The sequence below is a fragment of the Pseudomonas arabinosi genome, assembly GCF_047758675.1.
GTDB classification, from domain to species: domain Bacteria; phylum Pseudomonadota; class Gammaproteobacteria; order Pseudomonadales; family Pseudomonadaceae; genus Aquipseudomonas; species Aquipseudomonas arabinosi.
Genome location: NZ_CP180480.1, coordinates 2,400,174 through 2,419,467 on the forward strand (window position 1 = coordinate 2,400,174; position 19,294 = coordinate 2,419,467).

At 59.6% G+C, this 19,294-nt stretch carries 12 protein-coding genes and 1 other RNA gene; 8 read left to right on the plus strand and 5 right to left on the minus strand.

Going from position 1 to position 19,294, the window contains the following annotated elements:
• Nucleotides 1–130: 130 nt before the first annotated feature.
• Entirely contained in the window at nt 131–895 is a 765-nt protein-coding gene (locus ACMXYJ_RS11160) for a GntR family transcriptional regulator (RefSeq protein WP_046047886.1), read from the plus strand.
• 180 nt (nt 896–1,075) lie between these two features.
• On the opposite strand, the gene guaD is transcribed toward ACMXYJ_RS11160, so the two are convergent.
• The 4 genes from guaD to xdhA all read right to left on the minus strand — a co-directional run bounded on the left by guaD (nt 1,076) and on the right by xdhA (nt 7,223).
• Nucleotides 1,076–2,380, minus strand: coding sequence for a guanine deaminase (gene guaD, locus ACMXYJ_RS11165; protein WP_415759851.1), 1,305 nt, complete (start codon nt 2,378–2,380; stop codon nt 1,076–1,078).
• An 8-nt stretch (nt 2,381–2,388) separates the two neighbouring features.
• Nucleotides 2,389–3,234 carry a xanthine dehydrogenase accessory protein XdhC gene (gene xdhC / locus ACMXYJ_RS11170; RefSeq protein ID WP_415759852.1) on the minus strand — a complete coding sequence of 282 codons (846 nt, stop codon included), beginning with the start codon at nt 3,232–3,234 and terminating at the stop codon, nt 2,389–2,391.
• 142 nt (nt 3,235–3,376) lie between these two features.
• Nucleotides 3,377–5,776, minus strand: a complete 2,400-nt coding sequence (gene xdhB / locus ACMXYJ_RS11175) for a xanthine dehydrogenase molybdopterin binding subunit (protein ID WP_415759853.1) — start codon at nt 5,774–5,776, stop codon at nt 3,377–3,379.
• Complete coding sequence (xdhA, locus tag ACMXYJ_RS11180; RefSeq protein ID WP_415759854.1) at nt 5,769–7,223, minus strand: xanthine dehydrogenase small subunit; 1,455 nt, start codon at nt 7,221–7,223, stop codon at nt 5,769–5,771. The genes xdhB and xdhA overlap by 8 nt, the downstream gene beginning before the upstream one ends.
• Nucleotides 7,224–7,491: 268 nt before the next feature.
• Between xdhA and ACMXYJ_RS11185 the strand changes: the two genes are divergently transcribed.
• From ACMXYJ_RS11185 to ffs, 6 genes are all read left to right on the plus strand, one after another.
• On the plus strand, nt 7,492–8,151 hold the full coding sequence (locus ACMXYJ_RS11185) for a GntR family transcriptional regulator (protein WP_415760709.1): 660 nt from the start codon (nt 7,492–7,494) through the stop codon (nt 8,149–8,151).
• 2 nt (nt 8,152–8,153) lie between these two features.
• The gene (smc, locus tag ACMXYJ_RS11190) at nt 8,154–11,642 is read left to right on the plus strand and encodes a chromosome segregation protein SMC (protein WP_415759855.1); all 3,489 of its coding nucleotides are present in this window, start codon (nt 8,154–8,156) and stop codon (nt 11,640–11,642) included.
• 258 nt (nt 11,643–11,900) lie between these two features.
• The gene (gene zipA, locus ACMXYJ_RS11195) at nt 11,901–12,755 is read left to right on the plus strand and encodes a cell division protein ZipA (RefSeq protein WP_415759856.1); all 855 of its coding nucleotides are present in this window, start codon (nt 11,901–11,903) and stop codon (nt 12,753–12,755) included.
• Nucleotides 12,756–12,846: 91 nt separating this feature from the next.
• Nucleotides 12,847–15,204, plus strand: coding sequence for an NAD-dependent DNA ligase LigA (gene ligA / locus ACMXYJ_RS11200; RefSeq protein ID WP_415759857.1), 2,358 nt, complete (start codon nt 12,847–12,849; stop codon nt 15,202–15,204).
• 177 nt (nt 15,205–15,381) lie between these two features.
• Nucleotides 15,382–16,548, plus strand: coding sequence for a zinc-binding metallopeptidase family protein (locus ACMXYJ_RS11205; protein ID WP_415759858.1), 1,167 nt, complete (start codon nt 15,382–15,384; stop codon nt 16,546–16,548).
• A 156-nt stretch (nt 16,549–16,704) separates the two neighbouring features.
• Nucleotides 16,705–16,801, plus strand: an RNA gene (gene ffs, locus ACMXYJ_RS11210) — signal recognition particle sRNA small type.
• A gap of 181 nt (nt 16,802–16,982) precedes the next feature.
• Here ffs and ACMXYJ_RS11215 read toward each other — a convergent pair.
• Nucleotides 16,983–17,297: a helix-turn-helix domain-containing protein gene (locus ACMXYJ_RS11215; RefSeq protein WP_415759859.1), complete on the minus strand. Its 315-nt coding sequence runs from the start codon at nt 17,295–17,297 to the stop codon at nt 16,983–16,985.
• A 283-nt stretch (nt 17,298–17,580) separates the two neighbouring features.
• On the opposite strand from ACMXYJ_RS11215, the gene ACMXYJ_RS11220 reads away from it, so the two are divergent.
• Nucleotides 17,581–19,281: a putative bifunctional diguanylate cyclase/phosphodiesterase gene (locus tag ACMXYJ_RS11220; RefSeq protein ID WP_415759860.1), complete on the plus strand. Its 1,701-nt coding sequence runs from the start codon at nt 17,581–17,583 to the stop codon at nt 19,279–19,281.
• The last annotated feature ends 13 nt before the right edge of the window (nt 19,282–19,294 follow it).

The window sequence follows — 19,294 nt, forward strand, 5'->3', positions numbered from 1 at the left end:
GCCGTACAGTCGTGTTGCCACCCTCCATTGTGTACAATCGCGGTGTTTTTTACGCGATACTTGCCAGCGACCCACTGTGCCGTATTACAGTCACGGTCAATTCGCCGCAGTTCTCCCGACTCGAGTGCCCATGAACGAACAGTTGCAACCCCTAAAGAAACAACCGCGAGCAGGCAAAGCCGGCCGCAGCGGTACCCAGGACGATATTGTCTACGCGCATATCTTCGAGGCCATCCTCGAACAGCGTCTGGCGCCCGGCACCAAGTTGAGCGAAGAAGCGCTGGGGGAAATTTTCGGGGTCAGTCGCACCATCATTCGCCGCGCGCTGTCGCGCCTGGCCCATGAAGGCGTCGTGCTGCTGCGTCCGAACCGTGGCGCTGTCGTCGCCAGCCCGAGTGTCGAAGAGGCTCGCCAGGTGTTCATGGCCCGGCGTCTGGTGGAGCGTGCGATCACTGAATTGGCCGTGCAGCACGCCACTGCCGAGCAGATTGCCGAGTTGCGCCAGATGGTCAACGACGAGCGCGACAGCTTCTCCCGTGGCGATCGCGGCGCCGGTATTCGTTTGTCGGGCGAGTTCCACTTGAAGTTGGCCGAAGCGGCGAAAAACGCACCGCTGATCAGCTTCCAGCGCAGCCTGGTGTCCCAGACTTCGTTGATCATTGCCCAGTACGAAAGCGGCAATCGCTCCCACTGTTCCTACGATGAGCACACCCAGCTGATCGACGCCATCGAAGCGCGCAACGCTGAGCTGGCGGTGGACCTGATGATGCATCACATGGATCACATCGACAGCAAACTCAACCTCGACGAAGAAAGCGCGTCGGATGATTTGCATGCGGTGTTCTCGCATTTGTTGCAGACCAAGAAGCCAGGGCGGCCGGTCGCGAAACTCTGATAGACCGCGGCGCGCCCATCGCGAGCAGGCTCACTCCCACAGGGTTTTGTGTTGAACGCAAATCTTGTGTCCACTAGAGATCTACTGTGGGAGCGAGCCTGCTCGCGATAGCGATCGGACAGGCAATAAAAATCCCCCGGGCTGTAAAGCAGCGGGGGATTTTTTTGTGCCCGGAAAAACCTAGCGCTGATGCACCTGACTCCCCGCCGCATACGTCTGCAACACGGTCCGGTCATCGCCTAGCGTCATCAGCACAAACAACGTCTCGGCAATGTTATTGGCCTGCTTCAAGCGATAGCTGAGCAGCGGCGTGGCGTTGTAGTCCAGTACCAGGAAGTCCGCGTCGGTGCCCGGTTGCAGGGTGCCGATCTTGTCTTCCAGACGTAGCGCACGAGCGCCACCGAGGGTGGCCAGGTACAGCGACTTGAACGGGCTCAACCGGGCGCCTTGCATCTGCATGACCTTGTAGGCTTCGTTCAAGGTTTGCAGCAGCGAGAAACTGGTGCCGCCACCGACGTCCGTACCGATGCCGACATTCAATTTGTGCTTCTCGGCCATCGGCAGGTTGAACAGGCCGCTGCCGAGGAAGAAGTTCGACGTCGGGCAGAAGGCGATCGCCGAACCGGTTTCCGCCAGTCGCGCGCACTCGTCATCGCACAGGTGCACGCCGTGGGCGAATACCGAGCGCTCGCCGAGCAGTTTGTAGTGGTCGTAGACGTCCAGGTAGCCCTTGCGCTCCGGGAACAGTTCCTTGACCCACTCGACTTCCTTGAGGTTTTCGCTGATGTGGGTCTGCATGTACAGGTCTGGGAATTCGCTGAGCAACTGGCCGGCGAGGGTCAGTTGTTCCGGGGTGCTGGTCGGGGCAAAGCGCGGAGTGACCGCGTAGTGCAGGCGACCCTTGCCGTGCCAGCGCTCGATCAGCGCCTTGCTTTCGACGTAGCTGGATTCGGCGGTGTCGGTCAGGTAGTCCGGCGCGTTGCGGTCCATCATCACCTTGCCGGCGATCATCCGCAGGTCGAGCTGTTCGGCGGCTTCGAAGAACGAGTTCACCGATTGTGGATGCACGCTGCCGAACACCAGCGCGGTGGTAGTGCCGTTGCGCAGCAGTTCCTTGATGAAAATGCCCGCGACTTCGTCGGCGTGAGCCTTGTCGGCAAACTGGCTTTCGCATGGGAAGGTGTAGGTGTTGAGCCAGTCCAGCAACTGCTCGCCGTAGGCGCCGACCATGCCGGTTTGCGGCAAGTGAATGTGGGTGTCGATGAAGCCCGGGGTGATCAGCGCGTCCTGATAATGGGTGATTTCGATATCGGCCGGCAGGGTCGGCAGCAAGTCGCTGGCGTGACCAAGGGCGCTGATCTGGCCGTTATCAACCACCAGCAGGCCATCTTCGAAATACTCATACGAGGCTTCGATGCCCACTTCGGCAGGGTCGGCGATGCTGTGCAGAATGGCGGCGCGGTAGGCTTTGCGAGTCAGAGGCATAAAATTTCTCAATTCGTGGCTTGGCTGCGGCGTGAAGCAGGCAGCAGTTTGGCGATCGATGATCCGGCGCTGGCGGTGTGCTGGCCGAAATTGGCGTTATAGGTGGCGATGATTTCGCCGGCGATGGAGATGGCGATTTCCACAGGCAACTTGCCTTTGACTTCGCCGATGCCCATCGGGCAGCGCATGCGTTGCAGCACGGCGCTGTCGAAACCACGGTCCCGCAGGCGGTGTTCGAACTTCACCCGTTTGGTCTTCGAACCGATCAGGCCGAAGTAGGCGAAGTCGTTGCGCTTGAGAATCGCGGCGGTGAGTTCGAGGTCGAGCTGGTGGTTGTGCGTCATGACGATGCAGTAGCTGCCGGCGGGCAGGTTGTCGATTTCGTCCACCGGTTCTTCGGCGACGATTTTACGGACGCCGTGGGGGATCTGTTCCGGGAATTCGGCTTCCCGCGAATCGATCCAGCGCACGCGGCAGGGCAGGCTGGCGAGCAGCGGCACCAGCGCCCGGCCGACGTGGCCGGCGCCGAACACGGCGATCTGCGCCTGGACCTGGCCCATCGGTTCGAACAGCAACACGGTCACGCCGCCGCAGCACTGACCCAGGCTGGCGCCGAGACTGAAGCGCTCCAGGTGCGTGTCCTGCTTGCCACTGGCCAGCATCTCGCGGCCGATCTGCATGGCCTTGTATTCCAGATGCCCGCCACCGATGGTGTCGAAGGTCTGGTTGGCGCTGATGACCATCTTCGAACCGGCGTTACGTGGCGTCGAGCCGAGCTCTTCGATGATGGTCACCAACACGCAGGGTTCACCCTGGGATTGCAGGTCGGCGAGGGCGTCGATCCAGTTGTACATATTCACCTCAACATTTCTGTTGTCTATCCGGGCCTCATCGCTAGCAGGCTAGCTCCCACATTGTTTTGTGGTGTCCACCCATTTTGGATTCCCCACGAATCCTGTGGGAGCTAGCCTGCTAGCGATTGGTCGCGCCTCGGTATCAGAGCGAAGCCAACTCAACTTCGGTTTCAACAGCCTTCGCCACCTTCAACTGGCGCATCTGCTCACAGCCCCACAACACCCGCTCCGGGGTCGCCGGTGCGTCGATTTTCGGTTGATGCTTGTAGTCGCCCAGACTGGCCACGGCGTCCTTGATCGCACACCACGACGCGATACCGAGCATGAACGGCGGTTCACCCACGGCCTTGGAGTGGAACACGGTGTCTTCCGGGTTCTTGCGGTTTTCCACCAGCTTCACCCGCAGGTCCAGCGGCATGTCCGCCACCGCCGGGATCTTGTAGCTGGCCGGGCCGTTGGTCATCAGTTTGCCTTTGTTGTTCCACACCAGTTCTTCCATGGTCAGCCAGCCCATGCCCTGAATGAAACCACCCTCGACCTGGCCGATGTCGATCGCCGGGTTCAGTGAGTCGCCGACGTCGTGGAGGATGTCGGTGCGCAGCATTTTGTACTCGCCCGTGAGGGTGTCGATGATCACCTCGCAGCACGCTGCGCCGAAGGCGTAGTAGTAGAACGGCCGACCACGCGCCTGACTACGGTCGTAGAAGATTTTCGGGGTCTTGTAGAACCCGGTGCTCGACAGCGACACCTGAGCGAAATACGCCTGCTGGATCAGCGCTTCGAAGGTCAGGATGTGATCGCGAACTCGCACATGACCGTTGTGGAATTCCACGTCTTCTTCGCTGACCTTGTATTGACGCGCGGCAAATTCAACCAAACGTTTCTTGATGATTTTCGCCGCGTTCTGCGCGGCTTTACCGTTCAGGTCGGCGCCACTGGAAGCGGCGGTCGGCGAGGTGTTCGGCACCTTGTCGGTGTTGGTCGCGGTGATCTGCACGCGGTCCATTTCCACCTGGAACACTTCGGCCACTACCTGCGCGACTTTGGTGTTCAGGCCCTGGCCCATTTCGGTGCCGCCATGGTTCAGGTGGATGCTGCCGTCGGTGTAAACGTGGATCAGCGCACCGGCCTGGTTGAGGAAGCTGGCGGTGAAGGAAATACCGAATTTCACCGGGGTCAGCGCCAGGCCTTTTTTCAGGATCGGGCTGTTGGCGTTGTAGCGACGAATTGCTTCGCGGCGCTCGGCGTACTGACTGCTTTCTTCAAGTTCGGCGGTCATTTCCTCGAGCATGTTGTGCTCGACGGTCTGGTAGTAATGGGTGACGTTGCGCTCGGTCTTGCCGTAGTAGTTGGCCTTGCGCACCGCCAGCGGATCGAGGGCCAGATGGCGGGCAATCGCGTCCATGACTTCTTCGATGGCGACCATGCCTTGCGGGCCGCCGAAGCCACGGTAAGCGGTGTTTGAGGCGGTGTTGGTCTTGCAGCGGTGACCGTTGATGGTCGCGTCGCCCAGGTAGTACGAGTTGTCGGCGTGGAACATCGCACGGTCGACAATCGACGCCGAGAGGTCTGGCGAGCAACCGCAGTTGCCGGCCAGTTCCAGGGCAATGCCGTGCAGGCGGCCGGTGCTGTCGAAGCCGACGTCGTACTCGACGTAGAACGGGTGACGCTTGCCGGTCATCAGCATGTCTTCGACGCGCGGCAGGCGCATCTTGGTCGGCTGGCCGGTGAGGTGCGCGATCACTGCGCACAGGCACGCCGGGCTGGCAGCCTGGGTTTCTTTACCGCCGAAACCACCGCCCATGCGGCGCATGTCGACGACAATTTTGTTCATCGACACATCGAGCACTTCGGCGACGAGCTTCTGCACTTCGGTTGGGTTCTGCGTCGAGCAGTAGACGATCATCCCGCCGTCTTCAGTTGGCATCACCGAAGAGATCTGGGTTTCGAGGTAAAAGTGTTCCTGGCCGCCAATGTGCAGCGTGCCTTGGATACGATGCTCGGCAGTCGCCAAGGCACCAGCCGAATCACCGCGCTGATGCGTGTGACTGTCGAGCACAAAGTGGCGTTTGCGCAGCGCTTCAACCACGTCCAGCACCGGCTCCAGATCTTCGTATTCGATGATCGCGGCCATGGCGGCTTTGCGCGCAGTTTCCAGATCTTTCGCTGCAACGGCGAGCACCGGTTGACCGACGAATTGCACGTCGTCGATGGCCAGCAGCGGATCGCCCGGCAGCAGCGGCCCGATGTCTTTCAGGCCCGGCACGTCTTCGTGCGTAATGGCGATGCGCACGCCTTCAAAGGCGTAACAAGGTTTGGTGTCGATGCTGATGATTTTCGCGTGGGCGCGGTCCGACAGGCGTGCGTAAACATGCAACTGATTCGGAAATTCCAGCCGGTCGTCGATGTACTGCGCTTCACCGGACACGTGCTTGGAGGCGCTGTCGTGCTTGACGCTGCGGCCGACACCGGTGGTCAGGTCCTTGGCGAACAGTTCAGCCAGTTCGGCTTGGGTCTTCTCTACAGCGTGATGATTAGACATAAGCGGTCACCCGAGTCTCGATGTGCGGTGTTTGCAGTTCGATGAAGTATTTACGCAGCAGGTTTTGCGCGCTGAGCAGGCGGTATTCCTTGCTGGCACGGAAGTCCGAGAGCGGCGTGAAATCTTCGGCCAGTGCGGCGCAGGCGCGTTCGACGGTGTCGTTGTTCCAGGTGGCGCCGAGCAATACGGCTTCGCAAGCCTTGGCACGTTTTGGTGTAGCAGCCATACCGCCGAAGGCGACGCGGGCGTCGGCGATCACGCCGTTGTCGATGCGCAGGTTGAAGGCGGCGCAGACGGCGGAAATGTCATCGTCCAGACGCTTGGAGACTTTGTAGGCGCGGAACAGTTGTTCGGCGCTGGCGCGAGGCACGATGATCTTTTCGATGAACTCGCTTTCCTGACGCGCGGTGACCCGGTAATCGATGAAGTAATCTTCCAGCGCCATCGTGCGGCGGACTTCGCCTTTGCACAAAACAATCTGCGCGCCGAGTGCAATCAACAGGGGCGGGGAGTCACCAATCGGCGAGGCGTTGCCGATGTTGCCGCCGAGAGTGCCCTGGTTGCGGATCTGCAGCGAAGCAAAGCGCTGCAGCAATTCGCCGAAGTCCGGGTACTCGGCTTTCAAGGCTTCATAGCAATCGGAGAGGGAAGTGGCGGCGCCGATTTCCAGGCGATCGTCGAAACGCTCGATGCGCTTCATCTCGGTGACATTGCCGACGTAGATCATCACCGGCAAGGTGCGGTGGAACTGTGTGACTTCCAGCGCCAGATCCGTGCCGCCAGCCAGCAGGCGAGCCTGTGGGTAAGCGTCATAGAGGTCAGCCAGATCGGCGACGGTCAGCGGCACCAGACAGCGCTTGTCGCCACTGTTGAGTTCGCCAATATCGGTAGGGGCGATGGCCTTCAGGCGAGCGATGGTGTCGGCTTCACGGGCGTCGAACTGGTCCGTTTGCTTGCCGCAGCAGGATTGTTCGGCGGCCGCCAGAATCGGCCGATAACCGGTGCAGCGGCAAAGGTTGCCGGCCAGGGCTTCGTGGGCTTTATGAGCATCCGGTTGGTCGCTGTTCTTTTGCAGTGCAAACAGCGACATCACGAAGCCGGGTGTGCAGAAGCCGCATTGCGAACCGTGGCACTCGACCATGGCTTTTTGCACGCTGTGCAGCTCGCCTTGGTGCTTGAGGTCTTCAACGCTGATCAATTGTTTGCCGTGCAGTGACGAAACGAACGTCAGGCACGAGTTGAGGCTGCGATAGCGAATGTGTTCGCGGCCATCGTCATCCGTTTGCAGCTCGCCGACCACCACGGTGCACGCGCCGCAGTCACCGCTGGCGCAGCCTTCTTTGGTGCCGGGTTTGCCCACATGGTCGCGCAGATAATTGAGCACGGTCAGGTTTGGGTCCAGGGCGTGCTCGCTACGGAGTTCCTGGTTAAGTAAAAACTGGATCACGGAAGGCCTCGCAGACTCATTATTGTTGTTAACCGACTTGAACCGAATTTATCAGGTCTGACTTTGTGGTCAATGATTTTCTGACTTAAAGGTCAGGAAATAGCATTTTGTCGATCAACGACTCGTTCCTTTATTATTGACCCTCACGGGATAGCCTGCTTTTTTGCTGGATTCGTGCCAAAAACCGCCGAGTGGGCACTCCGCCATGACCCTTCATGTGCGTTACACTGCGCCGCTTGTGCAGATCGAAGAGTTTGAAGGGACAACCATGACGTTCAAGGCGCCGGACAGCCTCGCCGAGCAAATTGCTCACCACCTCGCCGAACGCATCATTCGTGGCGAAATGAAGCCCGGGGAGCGCATCCAGGAACAGAAGGTCACGCTGGCTCTCAATGTCAGCCGCGGTTCGGTCCGTGAAGCCTTGCTGATCCTCGAGCGCCGCCACCTGATCGCGATCCTGCCGCGACGTGGCGCACATGTGACGGAACTCACGGTTCACAAGGTCCAGAGCCTGTGCACGCTGATGAGCGAGCTTTACATCCTGCTGGGCAATGCCGTGGCCAGCGGCTGGAAAGTCCAGGCCGACATGGCGCCGTTCATGCAAATCCAGCAGCGCCTGACCGCCAGCTACGAGCGTCAGGACATTCGCACCTTTGTCGACGACAGCTTCAGTGTGATGCGCGCCGCGTATCCGTTCGCCAACAACCCGTACTTGCAGGAAACCGTCGAGAATCTGCAGCCGGCCATGAGCCGCGCGTATTTCCTCGCCCTGGAACAGCGCAAGGCCTCGATGAGCGAGTTCCTGGAGTTGTTCGAACGCTTGCTCGCCGCCGTGCTGGCCCGTGATTTTCCGCAGATCCGCATCGTGCTGACGGCGTATGCCCAGCGCAGCAGTGATCTGGTGGTCTCCGCCCTGACGGACGCTTAAGCGTGCGGCTAAAGTGCATCAAACTGGCGGGGTTCAAATCCTTCGTCGACCCGACCACGGTGAACTTCCCCAGTAACATGGCGGCGGTGGTCGGGCCCAATGGTTGCGGCAAGTCGAACATCATCGACGCCGTGCGTTGGGTGATGGGCGAAAGTTCGGCCAAGAACCTGCGCGGCGAGTCGATGACCGACGTCATCTTCAACGGCTCGACCAGTCGTAAGCCGGTGAGCCAGGCGAGCATCGAGCTGGTGTTCGATAACTCCGACGGCACCTTGCTCGGCGAATACGCGGCCTACGCGGAAATTTCCATTCGCCGCAAAGTGACCCGCGACAGCCAGACCACTTACTACCTCAACGGCACCAAATGCCGCCGTCGCGATATCACCGATATCTTCCTCGGCACCGGCCTCGGCCCGCGCAGCTACTCGATTATCGAGCAGGGGATGATCTCCAAGCTGATCGAGTCCAAGCCCGAAGACCTGCGCAACTTTATTGAAGAAGCGGCGGGCATCTCCAAGTACAAGGAGCGCCGGCGCGAGACTGAAAACCGCATCCGCCGCACCCACGAAAACCTGGCCCGCCTGACCGACCTGCGCGAAGAACTCGAGCGTCAGCTTGAGCGCTTGTACCGCCAGGCCGAGGCCGCCAAGAAGTATCAGGAATACAAGGGCGAGGAGCGTCAGCTCAAGGCTCAACTGTCGGCCCTGCGCTGGCAGGCGTTGAATGAACAGGTCGGTCAGCGCGAAGCGATCATCGGCAATCAGGAAGTCACCTTCGAAGCGCTGGTGGCCGAGCAGCGCAACGCCGATGCGGCGATCGAACGCTTGCGTGACGGGCACCACGACCTGTCCGAACGCTTCAATCTGGTGCAGGGGCGCTTCTACTCGGTCGGCGGCGACATCGCCCGGGTCGAGCAGAGTATCCAGCATGGTCAGCAACGCCTACGTCAGCTGCAGGACGATCTGAAAGAAGCCGAGCGCGCGCGTCTGGAAACCGAGTCTCACTTGGGCCACGACCGCACCTTGCTGCTGACGCTGGGCGAAGAATTGGACATGCTCACCCCCGAGCAGGAAGTCACCAGCGCCGCCGCCGAAGAAGCTGCCGCCGCGCTGGAAGACTCCGAAACCACCATGCACGCCTGGCAAGAGCAGTGGGACACCTTCAACCTGACGGCCGCCGAGCCGCGTCGCCAATCCGAAGTTCAGCAGTCGCGGATCCAGCAGCTGGAAACCAGCATGGAGCGACTGGCCGATCGACAGAAGCGTCTTGGCGAAGAGCGCGCCTTGCTCTCGGCAGACCCGGAAGACGCGGCGATCATGGAACTCAGCGAGCAATTGGCCGCGAGTGAAGCGACGCTGGAAGATTTGCAGGCCAGTGAAGAAGCCCAGGTCGAACGCCTCGAACAACTGCGTCAGGAATTGCAATTAGCGCTGCAAAATCAGCAGCAGGCTCAGGGCGATTTGCAGCGTCTGAACGGTCGCCTCGCCTCCCTTGAAGCCTTGCAGCAAGCCGCGCTCGATCCGGGCACCGGCACCGCTGAATGGCTGCGCGAACAGCATTTGGCGGACCGTCCGCGTTTGGCCGAAGGCCTGAAAGTCGAGGCCGGTTGGGAGCTGGCGGTGGAAACCGTGCTCGGCGCCGACTTGCAAGCGGTCCTGGTGGATGACTTCGGCGATTTCGATCTGGCCGGTTTTGCCCAGGGCGATTTGCGTTTACTCAGCCCCGCCACTGCTGGTGTGCGCGTGCCCGGCAGCTTGCTCGATAAAGTTGAAGCGCAGATCGATCTGGCGCCATGGCTGGGGCAGGTTAAACCGGTCGACAGCCTCGAACAGGCGTTGGCCCTGCGCAATCAATTGACCGCCGGCCAAAGCCTGATCAGCCGCGATGGTTACTGGGTCGGTCGACACTTTTTGCGGGTGCGCCGGGCCAGCGAAGCGGAAAGCGGTGTGCTCGCCCGCGGCCAGGAAATCCAGCGCCTGGGCCTTGAGCGCGAAGAGCGCGAAGCCACGGTCGAAACCCTGGAAACCCAACTTCAGAATCTCAGGGCGCAACAGCGTCAGCAGGAAAACGGTCGCGAACATCTGCGCCGTCTGCTGCAAGACGAAGCCCGTCAGCAAGGCGAGTTGAAAGCCCAGTTGTCCGCCGGCAAGGCCAAGGCCGAACAATTAACCTTGCGCCGTACACGACTGGACGAAGAACTCACCGAGCTGGCTGAGCAACGCGCTCTGGAACACGAAAATATCGGCGAAGCACGCCTGCAATTGCAGGAAGCCCTCGACAGCATGGCGCTGGACACCGAGCAGCGCGAGTTGCTGCTGGCTCAGCGCGACAGCTTGCGCGAGCGACTTGATCGGGTGCGGCAGGAAGCCCGGCAGCACAAGGATCACGCGCATCAACTGGCAGTGCGTCTGGGTTCGCTCAAGGCACAACACGACTCGACGCGTCAGGCGTTGGAACGTCTGGAAATGCAGTCCGAGCGCCTGACCGAGAAGCGCGAACAGCTCAGCCTCAATCTGGAGGAGGGCGAGGCGCCGCTGGAAGAGTTGCGCCTCAAACTCGAAGAGTTGCTCGACAAGCGCATGACCGTCGACGAAGAACTCAAGACTGCGCAGATCGCTCTGGAAGACGCCGACCGTGAACTGCGCGACGCCGAAAAACGTCGCAGTCAGGCGGAGCAGCAATCGCAATTGATTCGCGGCCAGATGGAAACCCAGCGCATGGAATGGCAAGCCCTGACCGTGCGCCGCAAGGCGCTCGAAGATCAGTTGCTTGAGGACGGCTACGACCTTCATGGCGTACTCGCCACGCTGGTGGCCGAGGCCAACGAGAAAGACGCCGAAGAAGAGCTCGAACGCATCGCCGCGCGGATTCAGCGTCTCGGCGCGATCAACTTGGCGGCCATCGACGAATACCAGCAACAATCCGAGCGTAAACGTTATCTGGATGCGCAGAACGACGATTTGGTCGAGGCGCTGGATACGCTTGAGAACGTGATTCGCAAGATCGACAAGGAAACCCGAAACCGCTTCAAAGATACCTTTGATCAGATCAATGGCGGTTTACAGGCCCTTTTCCCAAAAGTTTTCGGTGGAGGACGCGCCTATTTGGAACTGACGGGCGAAGATCTACTCGATACAGGGGTAACGATCATGGCGCAGCCGCCAGGAAAGAAGAACAGCACCATCCATTTACTGTCCGGTGGCGAAAAAGCCCTGACCGCATTGGCCCTGGTTTTTGCCATCTTCAAGTTGAATCCGGCGCCGTTCTGCATGCTCGATGAGGTTGACGCGCCATTGGATGACGCTAACGTTGGACGCTACGCACGGCTGGTCAAAGAGATGTCGCAGACGGTGCAGTTCATCTATATCACCCACAACAAGATCGCCATGGAAATGGCCGAGCAACTGATGGGGGTGACGATGCACGAGCCGGGTTGTTCGCGTCTGGTGGCAGTGGATGTCGAGGAGGCGATGGCGATGGTGGATGCCTGAGTCGGCGCTTGTAGGAGAGGTATTTTTGAGTTGTAGGACTTATTTACCTGCCCTGACTTGCTGGCCAATCGACATATTCGCGCAAGCCATTGTGACAGACGGTGTAAAGTTGCCTTTGGTCGTGCTAGTTTAATGTCAATTTTTCGTATACGTGGGCAAAACGCCTGTCAGAACATAGAGTTGGCGCCACGTTTTAAAGCGGTTTGCGAGTTGTAAACCCCTTATTTTTCAGCATTTTTTATAGAGGCACGGGATTACATGGAAATCGGTCTGCGCGAGTGGCTGATCGTCATCGGCATTATTGTCATTGCCGGTATTCTTTTCGATGGCTGGCGTCGCATGCGCGGCGGCAAGGGGAAACTGAAATTCCGTCTCGACCGAAGTTTGTCGAACCTGCCGGACGAGGACACCAGCGCCGAGCTGTTGGGCCCGCCCCGTGTGTTGGACACGCATAAAGAGCCGCAACTGGACGAGCACGATCTGCCGTCGGTGAGCATGCCTGCTCGTGAGCCGCGTGAGTCGGGTTCCAAGCGCGGCAAGCGTGGCCATGGCGAGCCTTCCCAGGGCGACATGAACCTCAGCCTGGATCTGGACGGCGGCCCGAGCTTCAGCAGCCGTGACGACGATTTCCCGGATGACACCAAGGCTTCAAGTTCGAGCAGCGACAAGGAACAACCGCAAGCCGAAGAAGTGCTGGTGATCAGCGTGATCTGCCGCGACGCTGCCGGCTTCAAAGGCCCGGCGCTGTTGCAGAACATTCTGGAAAGCGGTCTGCGTTTCGGCGAGATGGACATCTTCCACCGCCACGAAAGCATGGCCGGCAACGGCGAAGTTCTGTTCTCGATGGCCAATGCGGTCAAGCCGGGCGTCTTCGATCTGGACGACATCGACCACTTCAGCACACCGGCAGTGAGCTTTTTCCTCGGTCTGCCAGGCCCGCGTCATCCGAAGCAAGCCTTCGACGTGATGGTGGCCGCGGCGCGTAAACTGTCTCAGGAGCTGAACGGCGAACTGAAAGACGACCAGCGCAGCGTGCTGACTGCCCAGACGATTGAGCATTACCGTCAGCGCATCGTTGAGTTCGAACGTCGCGCCCTGACCCAGAAGCGTTGATTCAAAAGGTTGTTCCCGCGCTGCGCGCGGGACGATCAGCAAAATAGATTGAGCAGCCTCGGCTGCTCTTTTGCTTTATAAGAGAACACCCATGACCGCCGTCAAAAACCGCATTCTAGAGCTGCGCGCTGAGCTGGATCAGCACAACTATCGCTATCACGTGCTGGACGAGCCGAGCATTCCGGACGCCGAATACGATCGGTTGTTCCACGAGCTCAAGGCCCTCGAAGCGGCCCATCCCGAACTGATCACCAGCGACTCGCCGACCCAGCGCGTCGGCAGTGCGGCGCTGTCGGCGTTCACTCAGGTGCGTCACGAAGTACCGATGCTCAGCCTCGGCAACGCCTTCGAAGAAACCGACATGCGCGAGTTCGATCGCCGGGTGACTGAAGGTCTCGACCTGCCTGCAGGCGACTTGTTTGGCGGCGGTGCGGCGGTGGAATACAGCTGCGAACCCAAACTCGATGGCCTGGCGGTCAGCTTGCTGTATCTGGACGGCGTGCTGGTGCGCGGCGCGACTCGCGGCGATGGCACCACTGGCGAAGACATCAGCGTCAACGTCCGTACGGTGCGCAACATTCCGCTCAAGCTGCACGGTACTGGCTGGCCGGCGACCCTGGAAGTACGCGGCGAAGTGTTCATGTCCAAGGCCGGATTCGAGCGCCTCAACGCCACGCAGCTGGAAGTCGGCGGCAAGACCTTCGCTAACCCGCGCAACGCGGCGGCGGGTAGCTTGCGCCAACTCGATTCGAAGATCACGGCCAACCGTCCGTTGGAGTTTTGCTGCTACGGCATCGGCCAGATATCGGCCGATATTGCTGATACGCACATTGGCAATCTCAAGCAGCTCAAGGATTGGGGCATGCCGATCAGTCATGAGTTGAAGCTGGCTCACGGCATCGCTGAATGCCTGGATTATTATCGTGACATCGGTGAGCGCCGCAATTCGCTGCCCTACGAAATCGACGGCGTGGTGTTCAAGGTCAACAGCATCGCCTCTCAGCGTGAGCTGGGCTTCCGTGCTCGTGAACCGCGCTGGGCGATCGCGCACAAATTCCCGGCCATGGAAGAACTCACCGAATTGCTCGACGTGGAATTCCAGGTCGGTCGTACCGGTGCGGTGACGCCGGTGGCGCGCTTGAAACCGGTCAAGGTGGCCGGTGTCACCGTGGCCAACGCGACGCTGCACAACATGGACGAAGTGGCGCGTCTGGGCCTGATGATCGGCGACACGGTGATCATCCGCCGCGCTGGCGATGTGATTCCGCAGGTGGTGCAAGTGGTCATCGAGCGCCGTCCGGACGACGCACGGCCAGTACAGATTCCCGAGAAGTGCCCGGTTTGCGGCTCGCATGTCGAGCGCACGCAACTCGTAAAACGCAGCAAAGGTCGCGAGACCGTCAGCGAAGGCGCGGTGTACCGCTGCGTCGGTCGTCTGGCCTGCGGTGCGCAACTCAAGCAGGCAATCATTCACTTCGTCTCCCGTCGCGCCATGGACATTGAAGGCCTGGGTGAGAAGAGCGTCGAGCAATTGGTGGATGAAGGTCTGGTGAATTCGCCGGCCGATCTTTACGCGCTGACGTTCGAGCAGATCGTTGACCTCGAAGGCTTTGCCGAGCTGTCGAGCAAGAACTTGCTCAGCGCCATCGAAGACAGCAAGCAGCCGAGCCTGGCACGCTTCATCTACGCCCTCGGGATTCCCGATGTCGGCGAAGAGACGGCGAAGGTGCTGGCGCGTTCTCTCGGCTCGCTGGAGCGGGTTCAGCAGGCGTTGCCGCAGGTGCTCACGTACTTGCCGGACGTTGGCCTGGAAGTGGCTCACGAGATTCACAGCTTCTTCGAAGATGCGCATAACCAGCAGGTGATCAAGGACCTGCTCAAGCACGGTATGCAGATTCAGGATCAGGGTGAGCTGGGTGCCGAGTTTTCCGCCAGCACTACGTTGGGTGGCTTCCTCGACAAGCTGCACATACCTTCGGTGGGGCCGGGTGGGGCGCAGAAACTGGCGGATAAGTTTGGTTCGCTGGAGGGGGTCATGAGCGCTGACTGGCTGGACATGCGTCAGGCGCTGCCGGAGAAGCAGGCTACTTCGGTTCGGGAGTTCTTTGCGGTTGCGCAACATCGTCAAATTGCTGAAGCCGCCGAGAAGCAGCTGCGTGATTTCGGCATGCATTGGCAGAGCGAGAAGAAAGTCGTTGAAGGCTTGCCGCTGGCTGGGCAGACCTGGGTGCTGACCGGTTCGCTGGAGTTGATGAGCCGCGACATCGCCAAGGACAAACTTGAAAGTCTCGGTGCCAAGGTAGCGGGTTCGGTGTCGGCCAAGACCCATTGTGTGGTCGCCGGGCCGGGTGCAGGTTCCAAGTTGGCGAAGGCCAATGAGCTGGGATTGAAGGTTCTGGATGAAGAGGCGTTTGTCGCGTTTCTGAAGGCGCACGGTATCGACGTTTAAGATCGACAAGATCGCAGCCTCGTTTCACTCGACAGCTCCTACATTGGGACGAGTGCCCTCTGTAGGAGCTGTCGAGTGAAACGAGGCTGCGATCTTTTGATTTTGCCCACGCAAAACACGGGAACGATCACGGCGCGGGAATGATCTAGTCTTGGCAAGCCCCAGGGAGAGATCGCCATGTACCGCTTCTTCGAACAGCTCAGCTCACGCATCGCCGCGCCATTCATTGGCGAAAGTTCGCGTAACAGCAAGGTCTGGCAGTGCCGCTGCGGGCAGTCGCTGTTTTTTCGCAACAGCCAGTGCCTGGCCTGTTCGGCGGCGTTGGGTTATCAACCGGAGCAGAGCCGTTTATCGTCGCTGCAGCCCGGCGTGCAGGCTGATACCTGGTTGCTCGACGCCGATCCCGAAGCCGGTGTCTTTCGCCGCTGCGCCAACCTCGATTCCCCGGCCGCATGCAATTGGCTGCTGCCCGCCAATGACCACGATGCGCTATGCATCGCCTGTAGCCTGAACCACACCATCCCCGACCTGTCGATTGCCGAAAATCACGAACGCTGGCGCAAGGTCGAAACGGCCAAGCGGCGGCTGGTCGCGCAGTTGGTCAGTCTGGGTTTGCAGGTGATTCCCAAAACCGTGGACGAAGAGTCGGGGTTGGCTTTTGATTTCATCGGTGTCGACCTCGAAGGCAAGCCGCCCACCACGGGTCACGCCAACGGTCTGATCACCCTCGATATCAAAGAAGCCGACGACGCTCATCGCGAGCAGATTCGGGTGCAGATGCACGAACCTTATCGCACGCTACTCGGGCATTTTCGGCATGAAGTCGGCCATTACTACTGGGACCGGCTGATCGCCAACAGCCGTTGGCTGGAACCGTTCCGCGGCCTGTTCGGCGACGAGCGCGCCAGCTATGCCGACGCCCTCGAACGGCATTACCAGCAAGGCGCGCCGCTCGACTGGCAGCAACATTGCGTCAGCGCTTACGCGACCATGCACCCGTGGGAGGATTGGGCCGAAACCTGGGCTCACTACCTGCACATGATGGACGCGGTGGATACGGCGTTGGGGTTCGGGATGAGTGCCAGGGAGATGGACTTCGACTATCAGCCGTTTCCCCTAAGCACCCTCTATGATCCACAGCATCCCGGCGGCGCGGCGTTCCTGTCGTTCGTCAATGCGTGGATAGAACTGGCCGGCATGCTTAATGAGTTGTCGCGCAGCATGGGGCAGCCCGATTTCTATCCGTTCGTCCTGCCGCCGGCAGTGATCGCCAAGCTGCACTTCATCCACTTGGTGATCCAGCAAGAGGGCGGCCGGGCGGATGAGGTGATGCAGGACGTGTAGAGTCTGCTGAACGCTGCTGCGGACAACGGTGTTTCGCGCCCTGTGCATGTCCTTGACCTGATTCATATTTTTAATCTGGATCGAACGGTTGTAACTTCGTCTCAGATAGGTACAATGGCGCGGCTCGCCGTCAGGTGAGCGTCGTTATGGTGACCCCATCGGTCCCCCCGCAACGATTACCCGTGAACCTGGTCAGATCCGGAAGGAAGCAGCCACAGCGGGAACATTGTGTGCCGGGGTGTGGCTGGTGGGGTTGCCTCCATAACGCACCGCGAGTCCTCTCTCGCGTTATCTGTCTAAAAACACATGCTTGTTGCTCTGCCATGGATCTTGTCCAGGGCGGTGTTTTTTCGTGTCCGGTTTTCAGGGCGAACACATAAAAGGAGGCCGAGCTGTCGAATGCGACAGCTCGGCCTCCTTTTTTATTTCTGGCGCTAAGGCTTGGACAAGGCCTGGTCAACCGCTGCAATCAGCTTTCCCAGATCCTTCGGGGTGGCTTTATGTATGACACCGAACAGATACGCCCGCTGTTCATCTTCATCGCGTAAATCTGCGAAAAAGGCTTTCAGCTTCACACCCAACACATCGGCAAACAGGAACAGGGCTTCCACGCTGGGGGTGTAGGTGCCGGTTTCGAAGCGGCTGATGGTTTTGGGGTCAAAACCGGTTTTTTCACCAAGTTCAGCCTGAGTAAGCCCAGCGACCTTGCGGTAGCGCCGAATGGCCGCACCCAAACTTGAAATTTGCATCGCTTAATTCCCATTTAGAATCAAGAACTTAACGATAGATTTTTGCATTAGGCAACTGCATAATCCATCACCTTGCTTTGCAAAATGTGATGCGTTTCGTAGAATTGCCGCTCAAAATGGGCATTTTGGGCCTTTAAGGTTAGTTGATCTCTGCTGTCAGGAGGCCATCAAACGCTGTTCATGGAGCGATATCGTGTTGCTGCGCATTACCTATAAAAACATCTCTTCCGGGCATCCTGCGCTGGTCGAGCGGTATCACCGCTAGCCACTGCGAGCCTGACTCATGGATGAGAAATACCGCAGGGCCGTGGATGCCGCCGCGATTTTTTCCGAGACTGATCTGAGCGGCCGGATCACCCACGTCAACGATCAGTTCTGTGCCGTGTCCGGCTATAGCCGCGAAGAACTGCTCGGGCAGAACCATCGTCTCCTCAACTCGAGTCTGCACTCCGCCGATTTCTTCGCGGCCATGTGGCGCACCATCGCCTTGGGCAAGGTATGGAAAGGCGAGATTTGTAATCGCGCCAAGGACGGCAGCCTGTATTGGGTCGACAGCACCATGGTGCCGGTGCTCGATGACGCTACCGGGCGGGTTGACCGTTATCTTTCGATTCGTTTCGACATCAGCGAAAAACACCAATTGCTGCATTCACTGCAATGGCGGGTGGGTCATGACGTGCTGACCGGGCTGCCGAATCGCGCGTTCCTCTCGGAATTGCTGGATCAGGCGCTGGAGTTCTCCCGTCACGAAAACATCCCGCTGGCGGTATGCATGCTTGATCTCGACGGCTTCAAGGCGGTCAACGATGGCTACGGGCATGCCAGTGGCGATCTGCTGTTGGTCGAGGTGGCCAAGCGTTTGCGCACCATTGTTCGCGGTGAAGATGTGGTGGCGCGGTTGGCCGGTGACGAATTTGTGCTGGTGTTGCGATACGTGCGAGACCTGCCGGAACTGCGTGCGGCGTTGAACCGGGTGCTCGGCGCCATTTCGGCGCCGTACTCGCTGCATGGCAAGGGCGTCAATGTGTTTGCCAGTATCGGCGTCACCCTGTTCCCCGACGACAATCAAGATGCCGAAACATTGTTGCGTCATGCCGATCAGGCCATGTACGTGGCGAAACAACGCGGTCGCAATCGCTTTCATTTGTTCGACGTGTCCCGGGATCAGGAGGTCAAGGCCACTCACCAGACGGTCGAGCGAGTGCGCCAGGCGTTGGCTGCCGGTGAGTTGCGTGTGCATTTCCAGCCCAAGGTGAACATGCGTCGTGGCGAGGTTGTCGGCTTCGAGGCGTTGTTGCGTTGGGAGCATCCGCAACACGGCATGGTGCCGGCCCGGGAGTTTTTGCCGCTGGTGGAAGAAACGGACCTGATCATCGACATTGGTGAGTGGGTGATGGATCAGGTCCTGTCGCAGTTGCACCATTGGCAGCAAGCGGGGCAGGGCTGGCCAGTCAGCATTAATATTGCGGCACGACATTTCCAGCGCGCGGATTTCGTCGACCGGCTCAAGCACGTGCTCGCCCGGCATGCTCAGGTGGCTCCGCAGATGCTCGATCTGGAAATCGTCGAGTCGGTGGCGATCGAGAACATTCAGCATGTCAGTACCTGTTTACAGGCCTGTCAGGCGCTGGGGGTGCAGTTTTCACTGGGGGACTTCGGCACCGGCTATTCGTCTCTGAGCTACCTCAAGCGTTTACAAACCCAAACCATCAAGATCGACAAATCGTTCGTGCGCGACATCCTTAATGATCGTGATGATCTGGCCCTGACCATGGCGGTCATTGGTCTGGCTCGGGCTTTTGGCCGGCAGGTGATCGCCGAAGGGCTGGAAAGTGTCGAGCACGGTGAATTGCTGCTGCGCCTGGGCTGCGAAGTTGCTCAAGGCTATTTCATTGCCCGGCCGATGCCGCCCGCAGAAGTACCGGGCTGGGTCGAGGGTTTTGTAGCGCCGCCGCAATGGCAGGTGATGGATCAAGCAGGCTGAACTCGGTCCATGT

Excerpts from the sequence above, each read along its gene's own strand:
- ACMXYJ_RS11160 (WP_046047886.1), top strand. The coding sequence starts at position 131 with ATGAACGAACAGTTGCAACCCCTAAAGAAACAACCGCGAGCAGGCAAA.
- guaD (WP_415759851.1), bottom strand. The coding sequence starts at position 2,380 with ATGCCTCTGACTCGCAAAGCCTACCGCGCCGCCATTCTGCACAGCATC.
- xdhC (WP_415759852.1), bottom strand. The coding sequence starts at position 3,234 with ATGTACAACTGGATCGACGCCCTCGCCGACCTGCAATCCCAGGGTGAA.
- xdhB (WP_415759853.1), bottom strand. The coding sequence starts at position 5,776 with ATGTCTAATCATCACGCTGTAGAGAAGACCCAAGCCGAACTGGCTGAA.
- ACMXYJ_RS11185 (WP_415760709.1), top strand. The coding sequence starts at position 7,492 with ATGACGTTCAAGGCGCCGGACAGCCTCGCCGAGCAAATTGCTCACCAC.
- zipA (WP_415759856.1), top strand. The coding sequence starts at position 11,901 with ATGGAAATCGGTCTGCGCGAGTGGCTGATCGTCATCGGCATTATTGTC.
- ligA (WP_415759857.1), top strand. The coding sequence starts at position 12,847 with ATGACCGCCGTCAAAAACCGCATTCTAGAGCTGCGCGCTGAGCTGGAT.
- ACMXYJ_RS11205 (WP_415759858.1), top strand. The coding sequence starts at position 15,382 with ATGTACCGCTTCTTCGAACAGCTCAGCTCACGCATCGCCGCGCCATTC.
- ACMXYJ_RS11215 (WP_415759859.1), bottom strand. The coding sequence starts at position 17,297 with ATGCAAATTTCAAGTTTGGGTGCGGCCATTCGGCGCTACCGCAAGGTC.
- ACMXYJ_RS11220 (WP_415759860.1), top strand. The coding sequence starts at position 17,581 with ATGGATGAGAAATACCGCAGGGCCGTGGATGCCGCCGCGATTTTTTCC.